Below are 16,621 nucleotides of genomic sequence, written 5' to 3'. Positions count from 1 at the left end.
TTCGCTTCCACTGCTTTCCGATGGACCCCTCGGGGTCAGAGCAGCGCGAAGCGCTGCCGGCCGGCGTCGACGTGGCACCCCTGCCGGAACTGCTCCCCCTCGAGGTCGATCTCGGGGAAGAAGGTGCGGTACGCCGTGAAGGACACCAGGTTCCAGATGTCGGTCTCGGAGACGCCCAGAGCCCGTACGTTGGCGATCTGCTGGTCGATCGGCTGGGTGCCGGCCGCGACCACGCCCTGCTCCTGGTACCAGAGGTCGCTGCCGGGCTCCTGGTGGAGGTCCTGCCCGGCCAGCCGCGCGGTGTCGCTGCGGTCGGTCATCAGCATCATGTTCTGCGGCCCGACGATCTCGATGGCGCGCTTGGCGATGGCGAAGTCGACGTGCTCGCCGTCGAAGTTGAGGCAGGCGGCGATGCGGCCCTGGTGGGCGCCGCGCATGATGGCGGCCGGCACGGGGCCGACCTGCTCGTGCAGGTCCGCCAGGTTCCAGGACGGCAGGTCGTAGCTCGCCAGCAGGGCGTCGCGGTTGGCGCGCGCCTTGGAGGTGCGGAAGGCGTGCTTGATCAGCAGCGGCATCTCGTTGAAGAGGTGGTCGGTGACCACGCGGACGCCGGAGTGCGGGCAGTCGGCCGCCTCGGCCGCCGTGAGCACCTCCTCGATGCAGTCCGCCCCGAGCTGCGGGTTCTCCTTGGCGAAGTGGCCGAGCGCCGGGCGTACGCCGTTCTCGACGAGGCGGGTGACGATCCACTCCAGCGGCGGGTGGTCCGGGGTGAACTGGGCCGCGAGGTAGGAGCTGGACTGCAGCGCGTCCGGCGAGATCATGATGTAGACGAGGCCGAGCGGGCCGCAGCTTGCGAGCTTCTCCCACTCCTCCTTGGAGGGAGCCCACACGGAGGAGGCCGGCGTGCCGCCGAAGCTGGCGACGAGCGGTCCCTCCAGCGCGATGGCGGGGACGAACGGCAGCTGGCCGTCGGCCTTCAGCGCGGCGAAGCCCCGCATGAACTCGACGAAGCCGTCGAGCCGGTCCTGCCGGAGGTACAGGGTGGGGATGCACAGCAGGCCCTCGGAGGCGGCGTGCTTGTCGACCGCGAAGAGGTCGATCTCCGCGAAGTTGGAGAAATCGACGTCCCCCAGCCCGTGGCAGTGCACCTCGACCGGCAGCGAGGGCACCAGGTAGGGCTCGTCGGCCGTCAGTGGCCGGGCGTCGAGGTTGTCACGGGTGATCAGGCCGTCACGTCGGCCTGCCGTGGCCGCGAAAGAGCCTCGCGGGTCGATCCAGGCGTTCGCCGAGCGGCTGAAGGTAGACATGTGGCTTTTTTCCTTCTCTTGAGTGTTCTAGGCGTTGCCGAGTGCGGTACGGGCGGACGCACGGCGGACCGCCAGGTGCAGGAAGAGCGCGCCGGCCGCGAACCAGGCGGCTCCGACGAGGAGTTCGACGAGCAGGGCCGTCCCGAGCGAGCGCCCCGCGAGGCTTCGCTCGACCGCCTCCATGACGTGGCTGAGCGGCATGGCCTCGCTCACGGGCACCAGGAAGCCGGGCAGCCGGTCCTGCGGCACCAGGGTTCCCGACAGGACCATGAGGACCAGCTCCGCCATGTTCGGCCCCACGAACAGGTCCTCGATGACCAGCGCGAGGGCCGACAGCGACAGGCCGAAGCCGGCGGTGGTCAGCACACCGACGGCCAGCAGGCCGGCGAACTCCGGCAGCCCGATCGGCAGGGTGGTGTAGAGCAGGCAGCACACGAGGTAGGTGCACAGCCCGCCGACGAACCCGTCCACGATGTGCGGCAGGGCCCGCTGGCACGCCGCGGCCAGCTTGTTCTGGGGTGCGGCGAGCCAGATCCCCAGGGTGCCGAACGAGCGCTCGTTGCCGATGGACAGCGCCATGCCGTAGACGACGGCTCCGGCGCCCGCCAGCAGACTGGACGCCACGAGCATGCGCCCGGCCGCGGCCCCGTAGTGCGTGGACAGGGAGATGAAGGCGATCGCCATGCCGATCGGGCGGACGATGCGGGAGCTCAGGTAGCCGAGCGGGTTGAGCCAGGTGAACAGGGCGCGGTACGAGAGTGCCGCGCCGTGCAGGGCGGCGCCGACGGCACTGCCCGGGCGGTCCTCGATGCGGGTTTCCATGAGGTCACGCCTCCAGGGGCAGGGCCTGGCGGCGGGCGATGCTCTCCAGCCGCCGGACCGAGAGCACGACAAGTCCGCAGTAGGCGCCGGTCAGCGCGAGAGCCGCCAGCAGTTCGCCCGTACCGCTGCCGCGCACCCATGCCATGACGTGGGACTGCGGGATCACGAGTGCGAGCTTCTGGACCGGGCCCGGCAGGGCGGACTGCGGAACGATGAGCGCGCTGAGCGCCATGACCAGGCCGGTCAGCCCGTTCGTCATGCCGGCCGAGTACGGGAAGCGCAGAACGGCGAAGCCGAGCAGGCCCACCACGGACGCGGTCGCGAAGGCCAGCAGCACTCCGCCGGCCAGCCAGCGCACCCAGTCGAAGTCGTCGCCGACGCCGAACAGCAGGACCAGGATGACCAGCGTGCCGGGCAGCGCGGTGAGCGACTGGACGGCGGTGCCGGTCAGCCTGCCGAGCACCACCGGGACGAGTCCGCCGGGGCTGCCGAGCGCCGCGTACAGCGTCTTCCACTGCTTCTCGCCCAGCAGGCTGACGACGACGAGGACGATGATCGAGTCGAGCATGCCGATGCCCGCGGAGCCGACGGCCATGTCGCCGGTGGTGTCGCGCGCGGCGCCGCCGGTGGCGTTGGCGTGCACGACGAACGCGAAGACGCACGGCATGGCCAGGGTGGAGAAGACCGCCATGGGGCTGGAGGCGTGCATCCGCAGCTGGTCGGCCAGCGCCCGTACGAAGGTGGGCAGGAACCATCCCGCCGTACGGGTCGACGCGCCCGCGGGCCCGGATGTCACGGCCGTCACGACGCCGCCACCATGTCGAGGAAGACCTCTTCGAGGGTGGGCGGCGTGACCGCGACGCTGGTGGTCATGCCCGGGAAGGCTGAGAGCAGCCACTGGACGGCGGCAGCCCCGTCGGAGACCCGCAGGGTGAGCGTTCCGGCGTCGCGCTCCGAATGCATCAGCCCGGGGCAGGCGTTGATCCCGTCGGGGACCTCCGCGCCCGAGAAGACCGCGTTCACCACGTGGCCGAGCCGCTCGGCGGCGGTCAGCCGCAGCTCGGCGGCCGTGGACTCGGTGTGGACCCGGCCGCCCTTCATCAGCACGATCCGGTCGCTGAGCTCCTCGGCCTCGCGCATGTCGTGGGTGGTCAGCAGGATGCTGCGGCCCTCCCCCGCCAGCCGCGCCACCAGCGCGCGCATGGCGGCGGCGGACTGCGGGTCCAGGCCGGCGGACGGCTCGTCCAGGATCAGCACGGCAGGGTCGTGGAGCAGGGCGCGCGCCAGGTGCAGCCGCTGCTTCATGCCCCGGGAGAACGACCCGACGAGGTCGCCCTCGCGGTCGGCGAGGTCCACCTCCTCCAGCAGCAGCCGGGCGCGGGACTCCAGCCGGGCGCCACGCAGGCCGTACATGAGCCCGAAGAAGTCCAGGTTCTGCCGCGCGGTCAGCCGCGGGTACAGGCCGGTGTCGCCGCCCAGGCTGAATCCGCAGGCCAGCGAGGCGCGGCGGCGGGCGCGTACGACGTCGTGGCCGTCGATCAGCACGGTGCCGGAGGTGGGCAGCAGGAGGCCGGTGAGCATCTTGACGGTGGTGGTCTTGCCCGCACCGTTGGGGCCGAGTACGGAGACCAGCTCGCCGGGCCTGACGGTCAGGGCGACGTCGTCGACCGCCCGCCGCACGGTGCCGTCCTTGGCGCTGAACTCGCGGACGAGTCCGCGGGCTTCAAGGCCCTTGTCGGCTGCGCTCATCGCTCACTCGCTTTCGAGGTGACCCGGGTGAGGTCCATCTCCAGGTAGCCGCCACCGGCCGAGAACTGTCCGGGGAAGTACGACACGCTCTCGCCGACCGCCGTGACGGACGCGAGGAAGTCGATGGCCTCGCCCTCGACGGACATGGGGCGGAAGGGCTCCTGGGGTACGCCGTCCACCGCGCGGGCGGCCAGCAGCCGGAACGCCAGCTGGCCGCCGGAGCGGAACTCCTCGACGCCCAGGGTGCGGGCGTCGACGACCACGCACCGCTCGCCGGAGAGCAGGGCGTCGCCGGCGCCGGCCGGGGTCAGCCGGACGTTGCCGGCCGCCAGCTGCGGGAAGTTCTTCAGCGGGTTCCACCAGGCGTGTCCGGTCAGCCGTCCTGCGCTCCCGGCGGCCGCACCGTCCTCGCCGCCGACGTGCGCCTTGCGGGTGGCGACGGCGCGCTGCACGCCGTCGTGACCGATGAGCTCCGTACGGCCGGTGGGGGTGCCCTCGCAGTCGAAGGAGCGGGCGCCGCACGCGTCCGGTCGGGGCCCCTCGTCCACGAGCGAGGTGACGAGGGGTGCCGGGTGCGCCACGGGGTTGAGCAGGATCGTGTTGACGAGGGCGCGCAGCAGCTGGGCGGTCGCGCTGGGGGCGAAGACGACGCGGGGGCCCTCGAAGGGGCGCTCCCCGGCGGCCATGCCCGTCTCCATCAGGCTCAGTTCGAGGCCGAGGTCCGCCGGGTCGATCCCGTCGAGGCCGGTGGCGTAGCGGGAGGCGGAGACCGCGCGGGTGCCGTCGGCGCTCGTGGCGACGGCGGTCAGCTCGACGCCGTAGCAGCGGTCCCAGAGCCGGGTTCCGGAGCTGTCCGCGAAGACCGACTCGCGCAGTACATCGGAGATCTGCAGGCTGCCGAAGACCTGCCCGGGGCACAGCCGGGCGGCGACGGCGTCCGCCGGCGCGGCCGTGCCGGCGGCCGCGGCCGTCATGTCGAGCCGCTCGGCCGTCGTCTCCCAGCCACCGTCGGCGGCCTGTACGGGGTGGTGTGCCCCGCCGCGCTCGGCGGCGGGGGCGGGGCTGCCGAGGTGGAAGAGGTGGCGTCCGCTCGCGAGGAGCCCGGCCGCGCCCTCCGCGCTCAGCTCGTTGGCGTTGAGGTACAGCTCCCGGCCGTCCCGGTCGAGGCGTACGAAGCCGCCGAAGCCGGGGTCGTCGACGAAGAGCCGCTTGCGGCCGGCCGGGTCGACCGTGAGCCGGCGCCGGGCGGTCCTTTCGAGGAAGGTGGCCGCGTGCTCCCCGTCGTGCAGGGAGTCCTCGACGGCGGCCGCGGTGGCCAGGCCCTGGGCTGTCTTTGTCTCCAGCACTCTCATGCCGCGCTCCAATCCAGTGCGGAGTAGCGCATCGAGGGCGAGAAGAGACCGATTCCGATCATCTGGCCCTGCTTTCCGCAGGTGATGCTGTCGCCGCCGAAGTCCGAACCGATGCCCTCGATGCGCGCCAGGATGTCCAGGGCGTCGCCGAAGAGGCTGACGTCGCGGACAGGGACGCGATGGCCGTCGGGGGTGATGTAGGCGCAGTTGAGCGCCGCGAAGGAGAACTCGCCGGAGGAGAGGTTGATCATTCCGGCACCCAGGGAGCCGACGTGCAGCAGACCCTCGCGGGAGGTCGCCAGCAGGGCGGCCGGATCCTCGTCGCCGCGCGGGACCACGGTGTTGCTGGCCCGGGGCAGCGGCAGCTCACGGTAGTCCCGGCGGCGGCCGTTGCCGGTGGGCGTGTAACCGTGGCGCTGCGCGGCGCGTACGGAGGTGAGCGGTGAGCCGATCTCCCCGTCCGCGACCAGGACGGTGGTGCGGCCCGCGATGCCCTCGTCGTCGATCTCGTACGAGCCGTAGCCCTCGGCAAGGGTGGCGTCGTCGTGCAGCGAGAGCACGGCGGGTATGGCGCCCGGCTTGCGCAGCGCGGCGATGTAGTCGCTGCGCATGGCGAAGTTGTCGCCTTCGAGGGCATGGCCGACGAGCTCGTGCAGGAAGCCGACGGCTGCGGACGGGCCGAAGACGACAGGGGTGCGGTGGCGTCCCCGCAGGGCCGCGCGCGCGGAGTCCTGCGCGTGGCCGAGGGCCACGCGCGCCACGTCCTGGGGATCCACGGCGCCGCGGCCGGCGGTGTGGCCGGCCTTCGGGCCGCGCTCCAGCCAGCGGTTGAGGCCGCGGTAGCGGCCGCCTTCAGCCGTGACGGTGGCTTCGACGCGCCGCCGCACCAGGCGGGAGGCGGAGCTGGCCCGCACGCCGTCGGTGTCGGCGACGGCGACGGTACGCGCGGTGAAGTCCTCCATCGTGCGCAGGGAGTGGGGCACCCCGGTGTCCTGGACGAGCCAGTCCCGCGCGACCACGGGCGTGAAGTCCACGGCCTCCGGTTCCGGCCACCGTACGCCCGTCCCGTCCGGGCCGGCCGCGGCCGCCGCCGCGTCCAGCCACTGCGGGAGCGCCGCCAGTTCCGTCACGGAGAAGGCGCGGTGACGCCAGCGGTCGCCCTGCCGGACCATGCAGGCGAGTCCCTCGCGGGGCTCGACGCAGGTGGCGAGCACGTCGCCGTCCAGGCACTCGACGCGTACCTCGAGGGTGCGCTCCGCGTAGGCCTGCACGTAGTCGGCCGATGCCTGCAGACGCTCCACGGCCCACTGCGCCAGCTCCAGGAGCCGCTCGGCCCCGCGGTCGTCCCCGGGTCCCTCACTCATCACGCTTCCCATCGCCCTGTGCCCCCGTGGCCCGGTCAGATCGCGCTGAGAACGGAGTACGGCTCGCCCTGCACCAGGTCGCGCTCGCGCAGCGACTGCAGCAGCTTTCCGACGCGCTCGGCGGTCATCGACTTCAGGGCGGGTACGTGCTCGGCGAGGCGCTCCACGGCCTCGATCACGTCCTGCTGTCCGCGGCCGTCGCACAGGGCCCAGACGAACGCGGCGGGGTCGCGCAGCATCAGCTGCCGGCGCAGCTCCCAGTGGAGAAGGATGCCGTCGCTCTGGCCGAGGACGTTGTACGAGGGGTTGCGCCACAGGCCGTCGGCGGCGGGCTCGGCCGGGGCGGTCCAGGCCGGCCAGACGTCGAGGGGGACGCCCTGGCGGCTGAGCAGCTGGCTCGCGGCGATGCAGGTCTGAACGAAGAAGACGAGCTGCTCGGCGGCCTCGGAGCCGCGACCGGTCCAGGTGCCGCGCTGGAAATCGGTGAACGTGTCCTTCGGGAAGCCCTCGACGGGGTTGCGCGCGAGCTGCTTGTAGACCCACTTCTTGCTGTAGTACAGGTCGCCTGAGGCCGCCGCGACGGCCTTGCCGGCGTACGCGGTGAGTTCCTGACCGACCAGCGCGGCCGTCTCGAGGTCACCGTCGACGGAGGCGCCGAGGAAGTCCTCGAGGTGTCCGTTGATCGCGATCGCCGAGTAGTTCAGCGCCACTTGGCGGATGTCCCCGATGGATGCGTCGATGCGCGCCTTGGCGGCCTCGAGCGCGGGCGACGAGACGACGGTCTCCGACGTGTACAGACGGCAGACGAAGTCCAGTTTGGACGGCAGCTTGTGCAGGTCCGTCAGGTTGTCGCGCTGCAGCCGGAACGACGTGATCTCACCGATGGCCTCCTCGACGAACGCGAGGGTGTAGCGCTCCACGTCGACCCGGTGGCCGTCGACGTTGTACTGCGACACGTCGTCGCCCATCGCCGCTTCGTCGGCGTACAGAACGAACAGATCGGCGTCACTCGTGGGATTTCCGAGTCCGGCCGTCAGGCTTCCCGCGATATAGATCGAGTCGATCGACCCGTCATTGTTGTCGGAAAGCACGCGGGCCAGCTTGCGGGCCGCATCCATCTTTTCTTCTATGACCGAGCGCGCCACGTCCGGCATACCCTTCCCTGTGATGTGGCGGGGGCCGGAAAGGCCCCCGCCAGCGAGCCTCATCAGATGTTTCCGATGTTGGCACTGTTGGCGATGTTGCCGACGTTGGCGATGTTGCCGACGTTGGCCACGTTCGCCGCGTTGTCCTCGGCGGACTCGAACTCGACGATGTCGTCCTCGACCTCGATGACGTCCAGGTTCTCCATGCTCTTCACCTCCCCCGTACACGTAGTCGCCCGGCTGGGCGCTCAGAGGAGGCCTGCGACGTGCCGGCCTCCCATCGGTCACGCTCCACGCACGCACGACGCGCAGAGCGATCCCGAAGCTCGATGAATGCAGCCACGACACGTGGAAAGGATGAAGAGAAAAGGCCGGTGGGCACGCCGGATCCGTCGCGCGACAAACGCGAATGGACGGATGTCCGGCCGTACCGAAGAACTGCGATATGGCGGAGGTCTGCCGCCTGCGCTGTACTTCCCTGCTCCCCGTTCTGGTGCGGCGCCTATTGGCCCGCATCCGCTTCCCCCGTGTAGATCATCAAGAACGTATCTGCGATCTACTGGAGCGTCAAGATCCTTATGCTTTTTTCTCGGTCAAATGGCTTCTGGGCAAGGCGAGTTGCTGAAAGCTGAATCAGTGCCGTCGCGGCGGACGGCCGTGAAACCCCTGGTGGGACAGGTCTGCCAAGGGTGCGTCCACGACAACCGGAAGCTTCACGTCGGTTGGTCGTGGCAGTAGGTGCCGTTGCGGATGCCGGGCCCGAACCGGTGCATGAACCGTCCGTGGCTGGTGGCTGGCAGGCCTGCCCCCGCGCTTCACAGCCCTCAAGGGTTCGTGTCGATGAAACCGATCCGCGTATGTGAACGCCGAGGGTGTGCGACAGCCTCGGCGGGCGGCTGGGGGGCCGGCCGGCCGCTCGGCTTCGGTGACCGACGGGGCGGTCAGTCCAGGGCTTCGGTGGCGCGGTCTGGGTGGTCAGTCCAGGGCTTCGGTGGCGCCGTCGGGGTGGATGAGGATGCGGATCGCGCCGCCGTAACGGCCGTCCGTGATGACGGCCGCGGTCGGGGCTCCGAGCTGCTGGGCGCGCTGCTGGAGGATCGCGATGACGACTTCCTGGATGTCGCCGTAGGGCGGCGCCGTGACGGGGACCCCGTCGATCAGGCCCGCGTTGGGGGAGAAGATGCGGACATCGGCGGCCGGGTGGCTGGGATGCAAGGCAGTGCCCTTCAGGAGTGCGCGGCGATGGCGTCGGTGGACTGGGCGGCCACGGTGTAGGTGCCGCGGGACACACGCCGCAGACGGCCCGACTTGACCATGGCTGAGAGGGCGTTGCTGACCGACTTCGCCGAATCCTGGTACGAACCCGGGGGCAGCGCGAGCAGGATGTCACGACCGGTGAAGGGGCCGGGCAAGGAAGCCACCGCCAGCTCCACCGCCCTGCGCAGACTCGGCGCGGTCCAGGAGGCGAGCGGGATCACGCTCCCGGCGGAGGTACCGGACGCGGCGGGCCGGGGATGCGCTTCGGGCCGGAAGCGCGCGTCGGTCCGGGGAAGCGGGTCGGTCCGGGGGTGCGCGTCGTGCTGAAGGGCGTCGTGGCCGCAGAAGTGGTCCTCGCGAAGCGGCGCGATGGCGTCGTACTGCTCCAGCTGCGATCCGAGATCGCGCAGTGCCGCGTGCACCGCCGCGAGTTCGGGGCCGTGCGGAACGGTGTGGCCCGGGGCCGCGACGAGCACCGCCGTGATCGCCTCGATACGGCCGAGTGACTCGGCGAGGCGCCGCACCAGGGGCTCGAAGATGTCCTGGCGCAGGGCGGCGAGGGGGTCACTGGTCGCGAGCTCGACGCTGACGGATCCGGTGAGTCCGTGGTCCGCCGGACGGCGCGGGGTGTCGTCGCCGGTCGTCGCACGCCACGACTCGAGGCAGCGGCGCGCCTCCCGGAAGGCTTCGAGCAACTGCGGGGACAGTCCGGCGGAGGGCGCGTGCGCCATCATCCCGGCGAGCTGCTCGGTGATCTCGAGGGTGGGAAGCGTGGAGTGCACCAGCGGGCCGAGGACGGCCTTCTGTATGGCGAGGGCCGGATCTTCGAGCGAGAAAGTGATCCGTTCGCCTGCCGGGGCCGCCATTGATACCTCGTGTGTGTTGTCGTGCTGCTGACCACGTTCCGCGACGCGGTGTGCTGTGGATTCCCGGGATTCCCGGGAGTGCTGCGGTTGCCGGCCAGACCGGTCCCTCCAGCGCTCCTGCTGGGCGTCGAACGCGTCGAGTACGGCGTCGAGTTCGACCGTGCGATGCCCGGAGTCCGATGGGAACCCCAGGTCTCCCTGGGCGTTGCCGATTCCGAGCCTCCGGCGCATCCGGCGACGGTCCTCCTGGGTGGTGGCGGCGGCATAGCCACCCGGATCGGACTGGGTGACGGAGTCCCGCAGGCACTCCGCCCAGAGCGGGCAGGAGGAGCAGAGCTGCCGGGCCGCGTGTACGAGAGCCTGGAGTCGTCGCGTCTGGATGGGGAGTCCCGTGGTGCCGGCCGGCGGGTTCACGAGGAGCGGGTGGCGGAAAATGTCGGGCCGTCGCCGACAGGGCAAAGGCGCAGACGCGGGCGTGGGCGTGGACCTGGGCACGGACGTGGGCACGTGCGTGGGCGTGGACCTGGTGGTTGGCCGTATGAGTGCAGGTAGAGCCCTATGGGCTGTTGTGACCATAAACGTGATCCCCCGACTTGATCTATGACCCGCGGGGACTCTAGAACAAGCCAATTGGCGACCGCAAAGTTGTCTTGAACGCATCGCCCTGCATGCGCCGACCGGATGCTGACCACACATCAGGGTGCTAGCCGTCCGAATCGGTGGCCGGAAGTGACCGTCGCCCAGGCCGGCTCACCTGGCGCATACGCCTCCGTACTGCGGCGATGCCGCCCCCGCGGGCCGCCAGCACCGCGACCACGCCCAGGAACCCGAGGGGAACGGACGCCGAGGGCACCACTGTTCCCACGCTGGAGATCGTGACGAGAACCACGTCGGCGATGACCACGGTGACGCCCCGGCGGCCCGGGTGCTCCTTGCCCATCCAGGCCCCGAGGAGGGCCATCCCGGAGAGCGCCCAGTAGCCGAACACGGCCTGTCCGCTGAGGAATCCGCTCGCGGCGGTGCCCCGGGCGATGTCACCCGCGGCCGCCAGGCCGCCGGTGACCGCGGCGGTGATGACCGTCGACACGAGCCCCAGCAGCAACTGCCCACGGCGACGGAGCAGCCAGCCGGTCACAGCGAGGGCCAGCATCGTGCAAACCGCGATGAACGAGGACATGCCGGCCGACGCGAGTACGAAGAGCGTGTAGGCGAGGGCCAGCCCGAAGACGATGCGGGGGAGCAGTCGGACGGCCCAGGTGTCGCTGCTGTCCTGGCGCAGGAGGCGTCGTAGGGAGGTGAGGGCGGAGCGGGAGCTCATGGGCCGTCCATTCCATTTCCGGCGGTACGGGAAGCGAGCCCGGTGTCGACACCGGGGGGCTCGGTCGTCGTCGAGGAAGGGCCGGAGGAGCCGGGGTTGATGCGGGTGGGCCGGGGGGTGAAACCCGCCTGCCAGAGGGGCGGCGGGACGGGTTTGGCCGTGGCGGCGGCGGGAGTGGGCGCTTCCTGGATGGCGGGGGCTTCGGCTTCGGCAGCAGCTGCGGTTGCGGTTTCGGTTTCGGTTTCGGTTTCGGTTTCGGTTTCGGTTGAGGCTTCGGTGGCAGCTTCAGCGGTCTTTGACTCGACGGCCGCTGCCTCCTTCTGCGGCGCTTCCTTCTGCGGCGCTTCCTTCTGCGGCGCTTCCTTCTGCGGTGCTTCCTGCTCAGGCGCTTCCTGCTGGGGCGTCGCGTTCTCCATCGCCTTGGCGAGCATTTCCTTGCGTACCTCGGGTGCGCAGGCCGCGTACGCCTCAGGGTCGAGGTACCCGGGGAGGCTCGGGTTGTCGAACTGGGCGACGGCGCGCACGGCGTTCGTACCCAGTTCGTTCCGGGATACTTCGGGCCACCACTGAGGTGCTTCGAAGGCGAAGTGGATGTTGTCCAGACCGACGGCTCGATTGGCCTGGAGCGCAGGGCTTTCCTTCTGGCGCAAGATGGACCGGGTGTGACCGGACTCGGCGAAGACCACGACCTGACCCTCGGCCGCCTTGGCGTATGTCTCGGAGAGGTCGGCCCAACACTGCCTGGCGAACTCCCAGGTGATGTCGCTGTCCCTGGCGGCGAGCTCCTCGAACACCTCGTCCTCCCAGAGGTGCATCTCGTTCAAACGGCGGCCGGCTTCGGTGGTTTCGAGGGTCTGAGCCGAACCTGGACGCTGCTCGTTCTGCAACTGGGCCCAGGCCTCGGCAATGTAGCGGTTGTCCAGGAAGGGCTTGCCCTCATGATTCGGCGGAGCTTCCGGATGATCGTGCCCGAACGACCAGAACGCACTCTGCGGTGCGGTCCCCTCCGGCGGCCGCACGCCTGCTTCGTCCTTGACGAACTCCTTGAGGTATTCGCTGATGCTCTTGTCGCCGGCGGCGGCTTCCAGCTCGTCGGCGATCTCCGCCGCCCTGGCCCTCGCCAGCGCAGCGGCAGCGGCTTCGCGTTGGGCGAGCTCGAGTGCCAGAGCCTCGATCTCGACCGGAATCAGGGATCCGCTCACAGTTGTCCGCCCTCGGCAGGCCTCGGATAGAACTTCAGGTTCAGCAGAGCACCCCGCGGCTTCGCCGTCTCCGTTGCTCCCGACCCGAGAGTGACGGCGAGCACGGTCAACGGACGGTCGGACGTGGCAGGCATCCAGTAGGCCAGCCGGTACGGAGACCGATGAGCAATGCGTTCGTCAGGGCCCGGGATCTGATAGCCGCCCAGGCTCTCAGGGAAGTCATCGCTCTCCCAGGTACCCTCCCACGCGGGTTCGCCGAGAACGGAGCACGCAGCTGTCAGATAGAGCGGCCAGACATGGGCCGCTCGATCGAGGACGAGCGGATTGTCGGCTCCCGTCTCGGCCCAGGCACCCCACTGCTCCTGGGTGACAGTGTGAACGGGAGCCCAGCGCCCGGAGGAGGGGAACGACAGCTCGCCTCCGGCGTCGGTCCTCACACTGAGGACCCTTTCGAACGCCGTCGGCACCCAGTTGAACTGCGCACACCACATGTCCAGCCCCTGGCCCGGGTATGGCGGACCGTTCCAGACCGTCTCCCAGTCCACGTCGGCCAGCCCGCGCAGCTCGGCGATCAGCTGCTGCGGGCTGCGGCTCTGTCGTTCCAGCTTCAGGCCCATCTCGTTCCCCAGTTCTCCGTCTCGTTCACAGCAGCCAGCCGGGACCCGCAGCCGCCTGCGGGTCGGCCGGGCCACGGCATGTCAGAGAGATCGTCGCACCAGCCGGTGCCTGCTCCTGTGCCGTGCCCGGCGCGAGATCCGCGCCGAGCTCGAAGACAGGGGCAGCCGGGGTGCGGAAGGTCCAGCGGGCGAACCGGTGCGGCGTTTGGTGCTCGCGGCGCCGGTCGGCGTCGCCCGCGTCAACAGGGAAGTCGGGCGCGTCCCAGGCGCCGTGCCAGTCGGGCGGGCCGAGGATCTCGCGGAGGGCCGCCAGGTGTGCTTCGAAACGATCGACGGCGGCCGTCATCAGCGACGGGTTCTCGTCGGCGCGGTCGGCACGTACCTGCCACGCCGTGTACGAGACGCCGGTCACCGGGCGGCCGGGGCGGACCGAGGCCAGGTGCAGACGGCCGCCCTGGCGCGTGCGGACCCAGAGGCCCGACTGGAACCACAGGGGCTGCCAGCCGAACCCCTCGCACCAGTAACCGCGCTTGGTCTCGTTCGCAGGCACCCCGGCCCACACGGTGGGCCAGTCCAGGTCGAGCAGCGCGTTCAGCTCGGCGGCGAGTTCCGCCGGGCCGTGGTCGGTGATGAGGCTTGCCATGACAGGTGCCTTCTATCGGGGCATGCGGTGGTCGGGGCGGGGCGGTTGTGCCTGCGGCGGCTGCGGCTGCGGCGGGACCTGGGCGGGCGGCTGCGGGGCGCGCGGGGCGCCCGACTGCGGCGCGGGAGCGGCAGGCGCGGCCGGGGCCTGGCCCGCGCCCTGGGACTTCTCGTAGGCCGCGGGGGCGCTGACCCGGCCGCTGCGGCGCGGACGCGGGGTCTCGGCCACGGGCGGCGCGGAAGCGGCTTCCTGCTTGCCCTGGTCCTGGTTCTGCTGATTCTGGTGCGCCTTCTGCTGCGCGGTCCGAGCCTGGTACGCGCCCTTGCGCTGCTGGCGCTTGGAGTTGTTCATGGGCAGCCATCCGCCCTTCTGCAGCCGGCCCCCGAGCACCGCGCCGTCCACACCCCGGCCGACGCGCGCGGCGGCGTTCCCGGCCACACGCCCGGTGGCGCGGGCGGTGCCGGGCGCCTTGTCGGCCACCTTGCCGCTGACCGTGTTCGCCATGTCCCGCACGCCCAGCGCGTCCTGCGCCCCCGCGATCTGCGGGCTGAAGTTTCCGGCGAGCAGCTTCTTCAGCATCATCACGACGGCGACGGTGACCAGCAGGAGCAGCAGGAGCTGCATACCCAGGGCGATCTTCGCGGGCAGGATCATCTGGTACAGCACGAGCAGCACGGTGAGGATGACGCCGAAGCCCGCCCGAAGCACGAAGCTGTGGATGAACGTCTCCAGCCAGCCCTTGAGCAGCTTCTGCTGGGACGGGTGGATGCCCAGTGTGGCGACCAGCGGCAGCAGGATGATCAGGATCAGCGTCACGGCGTGCCACAGCAGGGTGAGCGCGCTGAGGACGATGACCATCAGACCGACGATGAGCGCGGCGACCAGGGAGTAGAAGGCGAGACCGACGCGGTTCCCGGCGCTCTTGCCGGCCCAGTCGTTGTACGCGACGTCGTAGACGTGCCTGTCGGGGAGGTCTTCCCCGTCCTCCTCCTCGCCGCCGGTCATGTCGATCCGGATGTCGACCCAATCGTCGTCGTACTTGTTGAACTTCTTCTTCTCTTCCTTCTCGGCCTGGATGTCCTTGTTGGTCATGGACTGGGCCACCACCTGGCGGGCCCGCAGGTCCTCGCAACGGGCTCCCTTGCCCCAGCTGCACTCGGTGCCGGCGCTCTTCGGGCGGCATGCACCGTTCTCGATCCTGCCGCCTTCGTTCTTCTTGAAGATGCAGTTCGTGCCGCCCTCGCCGAACTGGCCGAGCGCCCACGGCCGGAACGCCAGCGTGTCGTACATGGCACAACTGGAAATGCGCAGACCCCGGTTGTACGCGTCCTTCGGCAGGTCGCAAGGAGACTGCATCTCCCCCGAGACACCGCTGAGGACCGCCTCGGACAGGGCGGAGTTGACCTGGGCTATACCGGAGTCCGCCTGGTCGATGACCTTGTCGTAGTTTCCGCCCGTCAGGAGGGCCACGACGGCGATGGTCGTCAGAGAGGCCCAGCCGACGCCGGACCAGACCTCACGCATCTCGCCCTTGCGCCACTTGGTGAAGACCCAGAGGCCGGTGAGCGCGATCATGACGGGCACGGCCGGAATGAAGACGTTCTGCTTCAGCGTCTTCACCACGCTGTCGCGACCGGCGTACAGCCCGCTGAGCGGGCTCGGGTTGGAGGCGGACTCCTTGATGGAGATGGCCGTACGGGTCAGGATCTTGGTGCCGTTGAAGACCATGTCGGCGACGCCGTTGTTGACGTAGTCCATGATCTCGCAGTCGTCGGCGCCGCTGCCGACCTCACCGTTCCGCTCGGAGCCGTCGTCCTTGTCCTTGAAGGTCATGGACCAGTTCATGCCGCGCATGCCGTTGAGTTCGTACAGCGTGTACTGATCGGCGCTCTTCGGCATCTTGACCGCACCGGTGACCATGCCCGTGGTGTCGTTCAGGTTCTTGGCACGGTCCGCCTTGCCCTCCCACTGATTCACCGCCGGCATGAGGGACTCGCCGTTGGAACCCGGCGTGTCCATCTGGTAGCTGTCGTCGCCGGTGAAGTCGCAGGCGAAGTCCGCGTGCGCCGCGCCGGGGGCGGCCAGTGTCAGCGCGAGCAGCGCGAGGATCAGGAACACACCGGCCCGGGCGGCCCGGCCGACGCGCTTCACCCGGTCGCGGAGCGACGGGGCATCGTTGAGAGCACCGCCTGACTTGGCGCTACGGCGCACGAACATCGGCCTTCCTTCTGTGGGTTCCGCGGCAGCGGGAGATGCTTGCGAGGCTGGGACGACAGCCCGGTTCAGCCCGGGATGTAGTTCGTCATGACGCACCCGTCGACCAGCGCGTCCTGCTTGCGGTAGCCGCTGGCCACCTTCAGATCGGGGTCGCAGTTCAAGATCAGCAGGCCGGTCTCGAGCAGGCCGCTGTCCCGGAGCTTGGAGGTCGGATCGACCACGAAGTCCGCGCCGAAGAGGTAGCGACCGGTGCGCAGACTGCCGTAGCTCCCGTCACTCTCCTTCGCGGTCTTCAAGGCGGCGTCCCGGTACTTCCGCTGGAACGTCTCCATGTCCTCGGGCAGGTAGATGACCCAGCTGTTGCCGTGGTGCTCGCCGCAGACGCCCGCCTCCTTGATCTTCCAGGACGCCGCTTCGCGCTTCTCCTCGGCGGTGGCAGTGGGTGAGGTGGTGCCGAGGAAGCCCTGGGCGGGGGCACCCTTGGCGTTCTCGTCCGTGCTGACGCTGGTGCAGGGCAGTCCGGCACCCAGAAGGAACTCCTGCGCACCCCGCATCGTCTTGGCGGCGGGAAGGCCGTCGCCGGCCGCCCCGTCCTTCTGCCCGGCCGTCCCGTCCTTCCCTCCGGCCTTATCGGTCTGCCCGGCCGAGCCGGTCACGCCCCCGGCTTTCGGGGAGTCGGAATCCGACCCGCAACCGCTCACCGTCGCGAGCGCGACAAGGGCGGTGCCGGTGGCAAGAGTTCTGGACAGGCGTCGCATGCGT

General features: G+C 70.2%; 17 protein-coding genes. 2 read left to right on the top strand and 15 right to left on the bottom strand.

Features of this window, described 5'->3' with window-relative positions:
* Positions 1 to 35 precede the first annotated feature (35 nt).
* The 11 genes from ACWGI8_RS00575 to ACWGI8_RS00525 form a co-directional block, all read right to left on the bottom strand.
* Complete coding sequence (locus ACWGI8_RS00575; protein WP_453657229.1) at positions 36 to 1,307, bottom strand: hypothetical protein; 1,272 nt, start codon at positions 1,305 to 1,307, stop codon at positions 36 to 38.
* Between the two features lie 27 nt (positions 1,308 to 1,334).
* Positions 1,335 to 2,129: an ABC transporter permease gene (locus ACWGI8_RS00570; RefSeq protein WP_453657227.1), complete on the bottom strand. Its 795-nt coding sequence runs from the start codon at positions 2,127 to 2,129 to the stop codon at positions 1,335 to 1,337.
* Between the two features lie 4 nt (positions 2,130 to 2,133).
* Positions 2,134 to 2,934, bottom strand: a complete 801-nt coding sequence (locus ACWGI8_RS00565; protein ID WP_453657225.1) for a hypothetical protein — start codon at positions 2,932 to 2,934, stop codon at positions 2,134 to 2,136.
* Complete coding sequence (locus tag ACWGI8_RS00560) at positions 2,931 to 3,878, bottom strand: ATP-binding cassette domain-containing protein (RefSeq protein WP_453657223.1); 948 nt, start codon at positions 3,876 to 3,878, stop codon at positions 2,931 to 2,933. The genes ACWGI8_RS00565 and ACWGI8_RS00560 overlap by 4 nt, the downstream gene beginning before the upstream one ends.
* Positions 3,875 to 5,230 carry a metallopeptidase TldD-related protein gene (locus tag ACWGI8_RS00555; RefSeq protein WP_453657221.1) on the bottom strand — a complete coding sequence of 452 codons (1,356 nt, stop codon included), beginning with the start codon at positions 5,228 to 5,230 and terminating at the stop codon, positions 3,875 to 3,877. Before ACWGI8_RS00555 ends, ACWGI8_RS00560 begins: the two co-directional genes overlap by 4 nt.
* Positions 5,227 to 6,594 carry a TldD/PmbA family protein gene (locus ACWGI8_RS00550; protein ID WP_453657219.1) on the bottom strand — a complete coding sequence of 456 codons (1,368 nt, stop codon included), beginning with the start codon at positions 6,592 to 6,594 and terminating at the stop codon, positions 5,227 to 5,229. Before ACWGI8_RS00550 ends, ACWGI8_RS00555 begins: the two co-directional genes overlap by 4 nt.
* Positions 6,595 to 6,629: 35 nt before the next feature.
* A complete protein-coding gene (locus ACWGI8_RS00545) occupies positions 6,630 to 7,748 on the bottom strand; it encodes a PqqD family peptide modification chaperone (protein ID WP_453657217.1) in 1,119 nt (372 codons plus the stop codon).
* A 53-nt stretch (positions 7,749 to 7,801) separates the two neighbouring features.
* Complete coding sequence (locus ACWGI8_RS00540; protein ID WP_453657215.1) at positions 7,802 to 7,945, bottom strand: hypothetical protein; 144 nt, start codon at positions 7,943 to 7,945, stop codon at positions 7,802 to 7,804.
* 769 nt (positions 7,946 to 8,714) lie between these two features.
* Positions 8,715 to 8,954, bottom strand: coding sequence for a hypothetical protein (locus ACWGI8_RS00535; protein WP_453657213.1), 240 nt, complete (start codon positions 8,952 to 8,954; stop codon positions 8,715 to 8,717).
* 11 nt (positions 8,955 to 8,965) lie between these two features.
* Positions 8,966 to 10,276 carry a WhiB family transcriptional regulator gene (locus tag ACWGI8_RS00530; RefSeq protein ID WP_453657211.1) on the bottom strand — a complete coding sequence of 437 codons (1,311 nt, stop codon included), beginning with the start codon at positions 10,274 to 10,276 and terminating at the stop codon, positions 8,966 to 8,968.
* Between the two features lie 289 nt (positions 10,277 to 10,565).
* Entirely contained in the window at positions 10,566 to 11,180 is a 615-nt protein-coding gene (locus ACWGI8_RS00525) for a hypothetical protein (protein ID WP_453657209.1), read from the bottom strand.
* Positions 11,181 to 11,279: 99 nt separating this feature from the next.
* Between ACWGI8_RS00525 and ACWGI8_RS00520 the strand changes: the two genes are divergently transcribed.
* Both ACWGI8_RS00520 and ACWGI8_RS00515 read left to right on the top strand, forming a co-directional pair.
* Positions 11,280 to 11,750: a pentapeptide repeat-containing protein gene (locus ACWGI8_RS00520; RefSeq protein WP_453657293.1), complete on the top strand. Its 471-nt coding sequence runs from the start codon at positions 11,280 to 11,282 to the stop codon at positions 11,748 to 11,750.
* A 17-nt stretch (positions 11,751 to 11,767) separates the two neighbouring features.
* The gene (locus tag ACWGI8_RS00515) at positions 11,768 to 12,412 is read left to right on the top strand and encodes a hypothetical protein (RefSeq protein WP_453657207.1); all 645 of its coding nucleotides are present in this window, start codon (positions 11,768 to 11,770) and stop codon (positions 12,410 to 12,412) included.
* On the opposite strand, the gene ACWGI8_RS00510 is transcribed toward ACWGI8_RS00515, so the two are convergent.
* From ACWGI8_RS00510 to ACWGI8_RS00495, 4 genes are all read right to left on the bottom strand, one after another.
* Entirely contained in the window at positions 12,379 to 12,999 is a 621-nt protein-coding gene (locus tag ACWGI8_RS00510) for a hypothetical protein (protein WP_453657205.1), read from the bottom strand. The two genes, ACWGI8_RS00515 and ACWGI8_RS00510, sit on opposite strands and share 34 nt — an antisense overlap.
* Positions 13,000 to 13,024: 25 nt before the next feature.
* The gene (locus tag ACWGI8_RS00505; protein ID WP_453657203.1) at positions 13,025 to 13,642 is read right to left on the bottom strand and encodes a hypothetical protein; all 618 of its coding nucleotides are present in this window, start codon (positions 13,640 to 13,642) and stop codon (positions 13,025 to 13,027) included.
* Positions 13,643 to 13,654: 12 nt separating this feature from the next.
* Positions 13,655 to 15,859, bottom strand: a complete 2,205-nt coding sequence (locus tag ACWGI8_RS00500) for a hypothetical protein (RefSeq protein WP_453657201.1) — start codon at positions 15,857 to 15,859, stop codon at positions 13,655 to 13,657.
* A 65-nt stretch (positions 15,860 to 15,924) separates the two neighbouring features.
* Positions 15,925 to 16,617, bottom strand: coding sequence for a hypothetical protein (locus ACWGI8_RS00495; protein WP_453657199.1), 693 nt, complete (start codon positions 16,615 to 16,617; stop codon positions 15,925 to 15,927).
* Positions 16,618 to 16,621 lie beyond the last annotated feature (4 nt).

It is taken from the genome of Streptomyces sp. NPDC054841, from assembly GCF_053611045.1.
The sequence above is the reverse complement of the archived record's forward strand: the minus strand, read 5'-3'. Positions and strand labels throughout refer to the sequence as shown.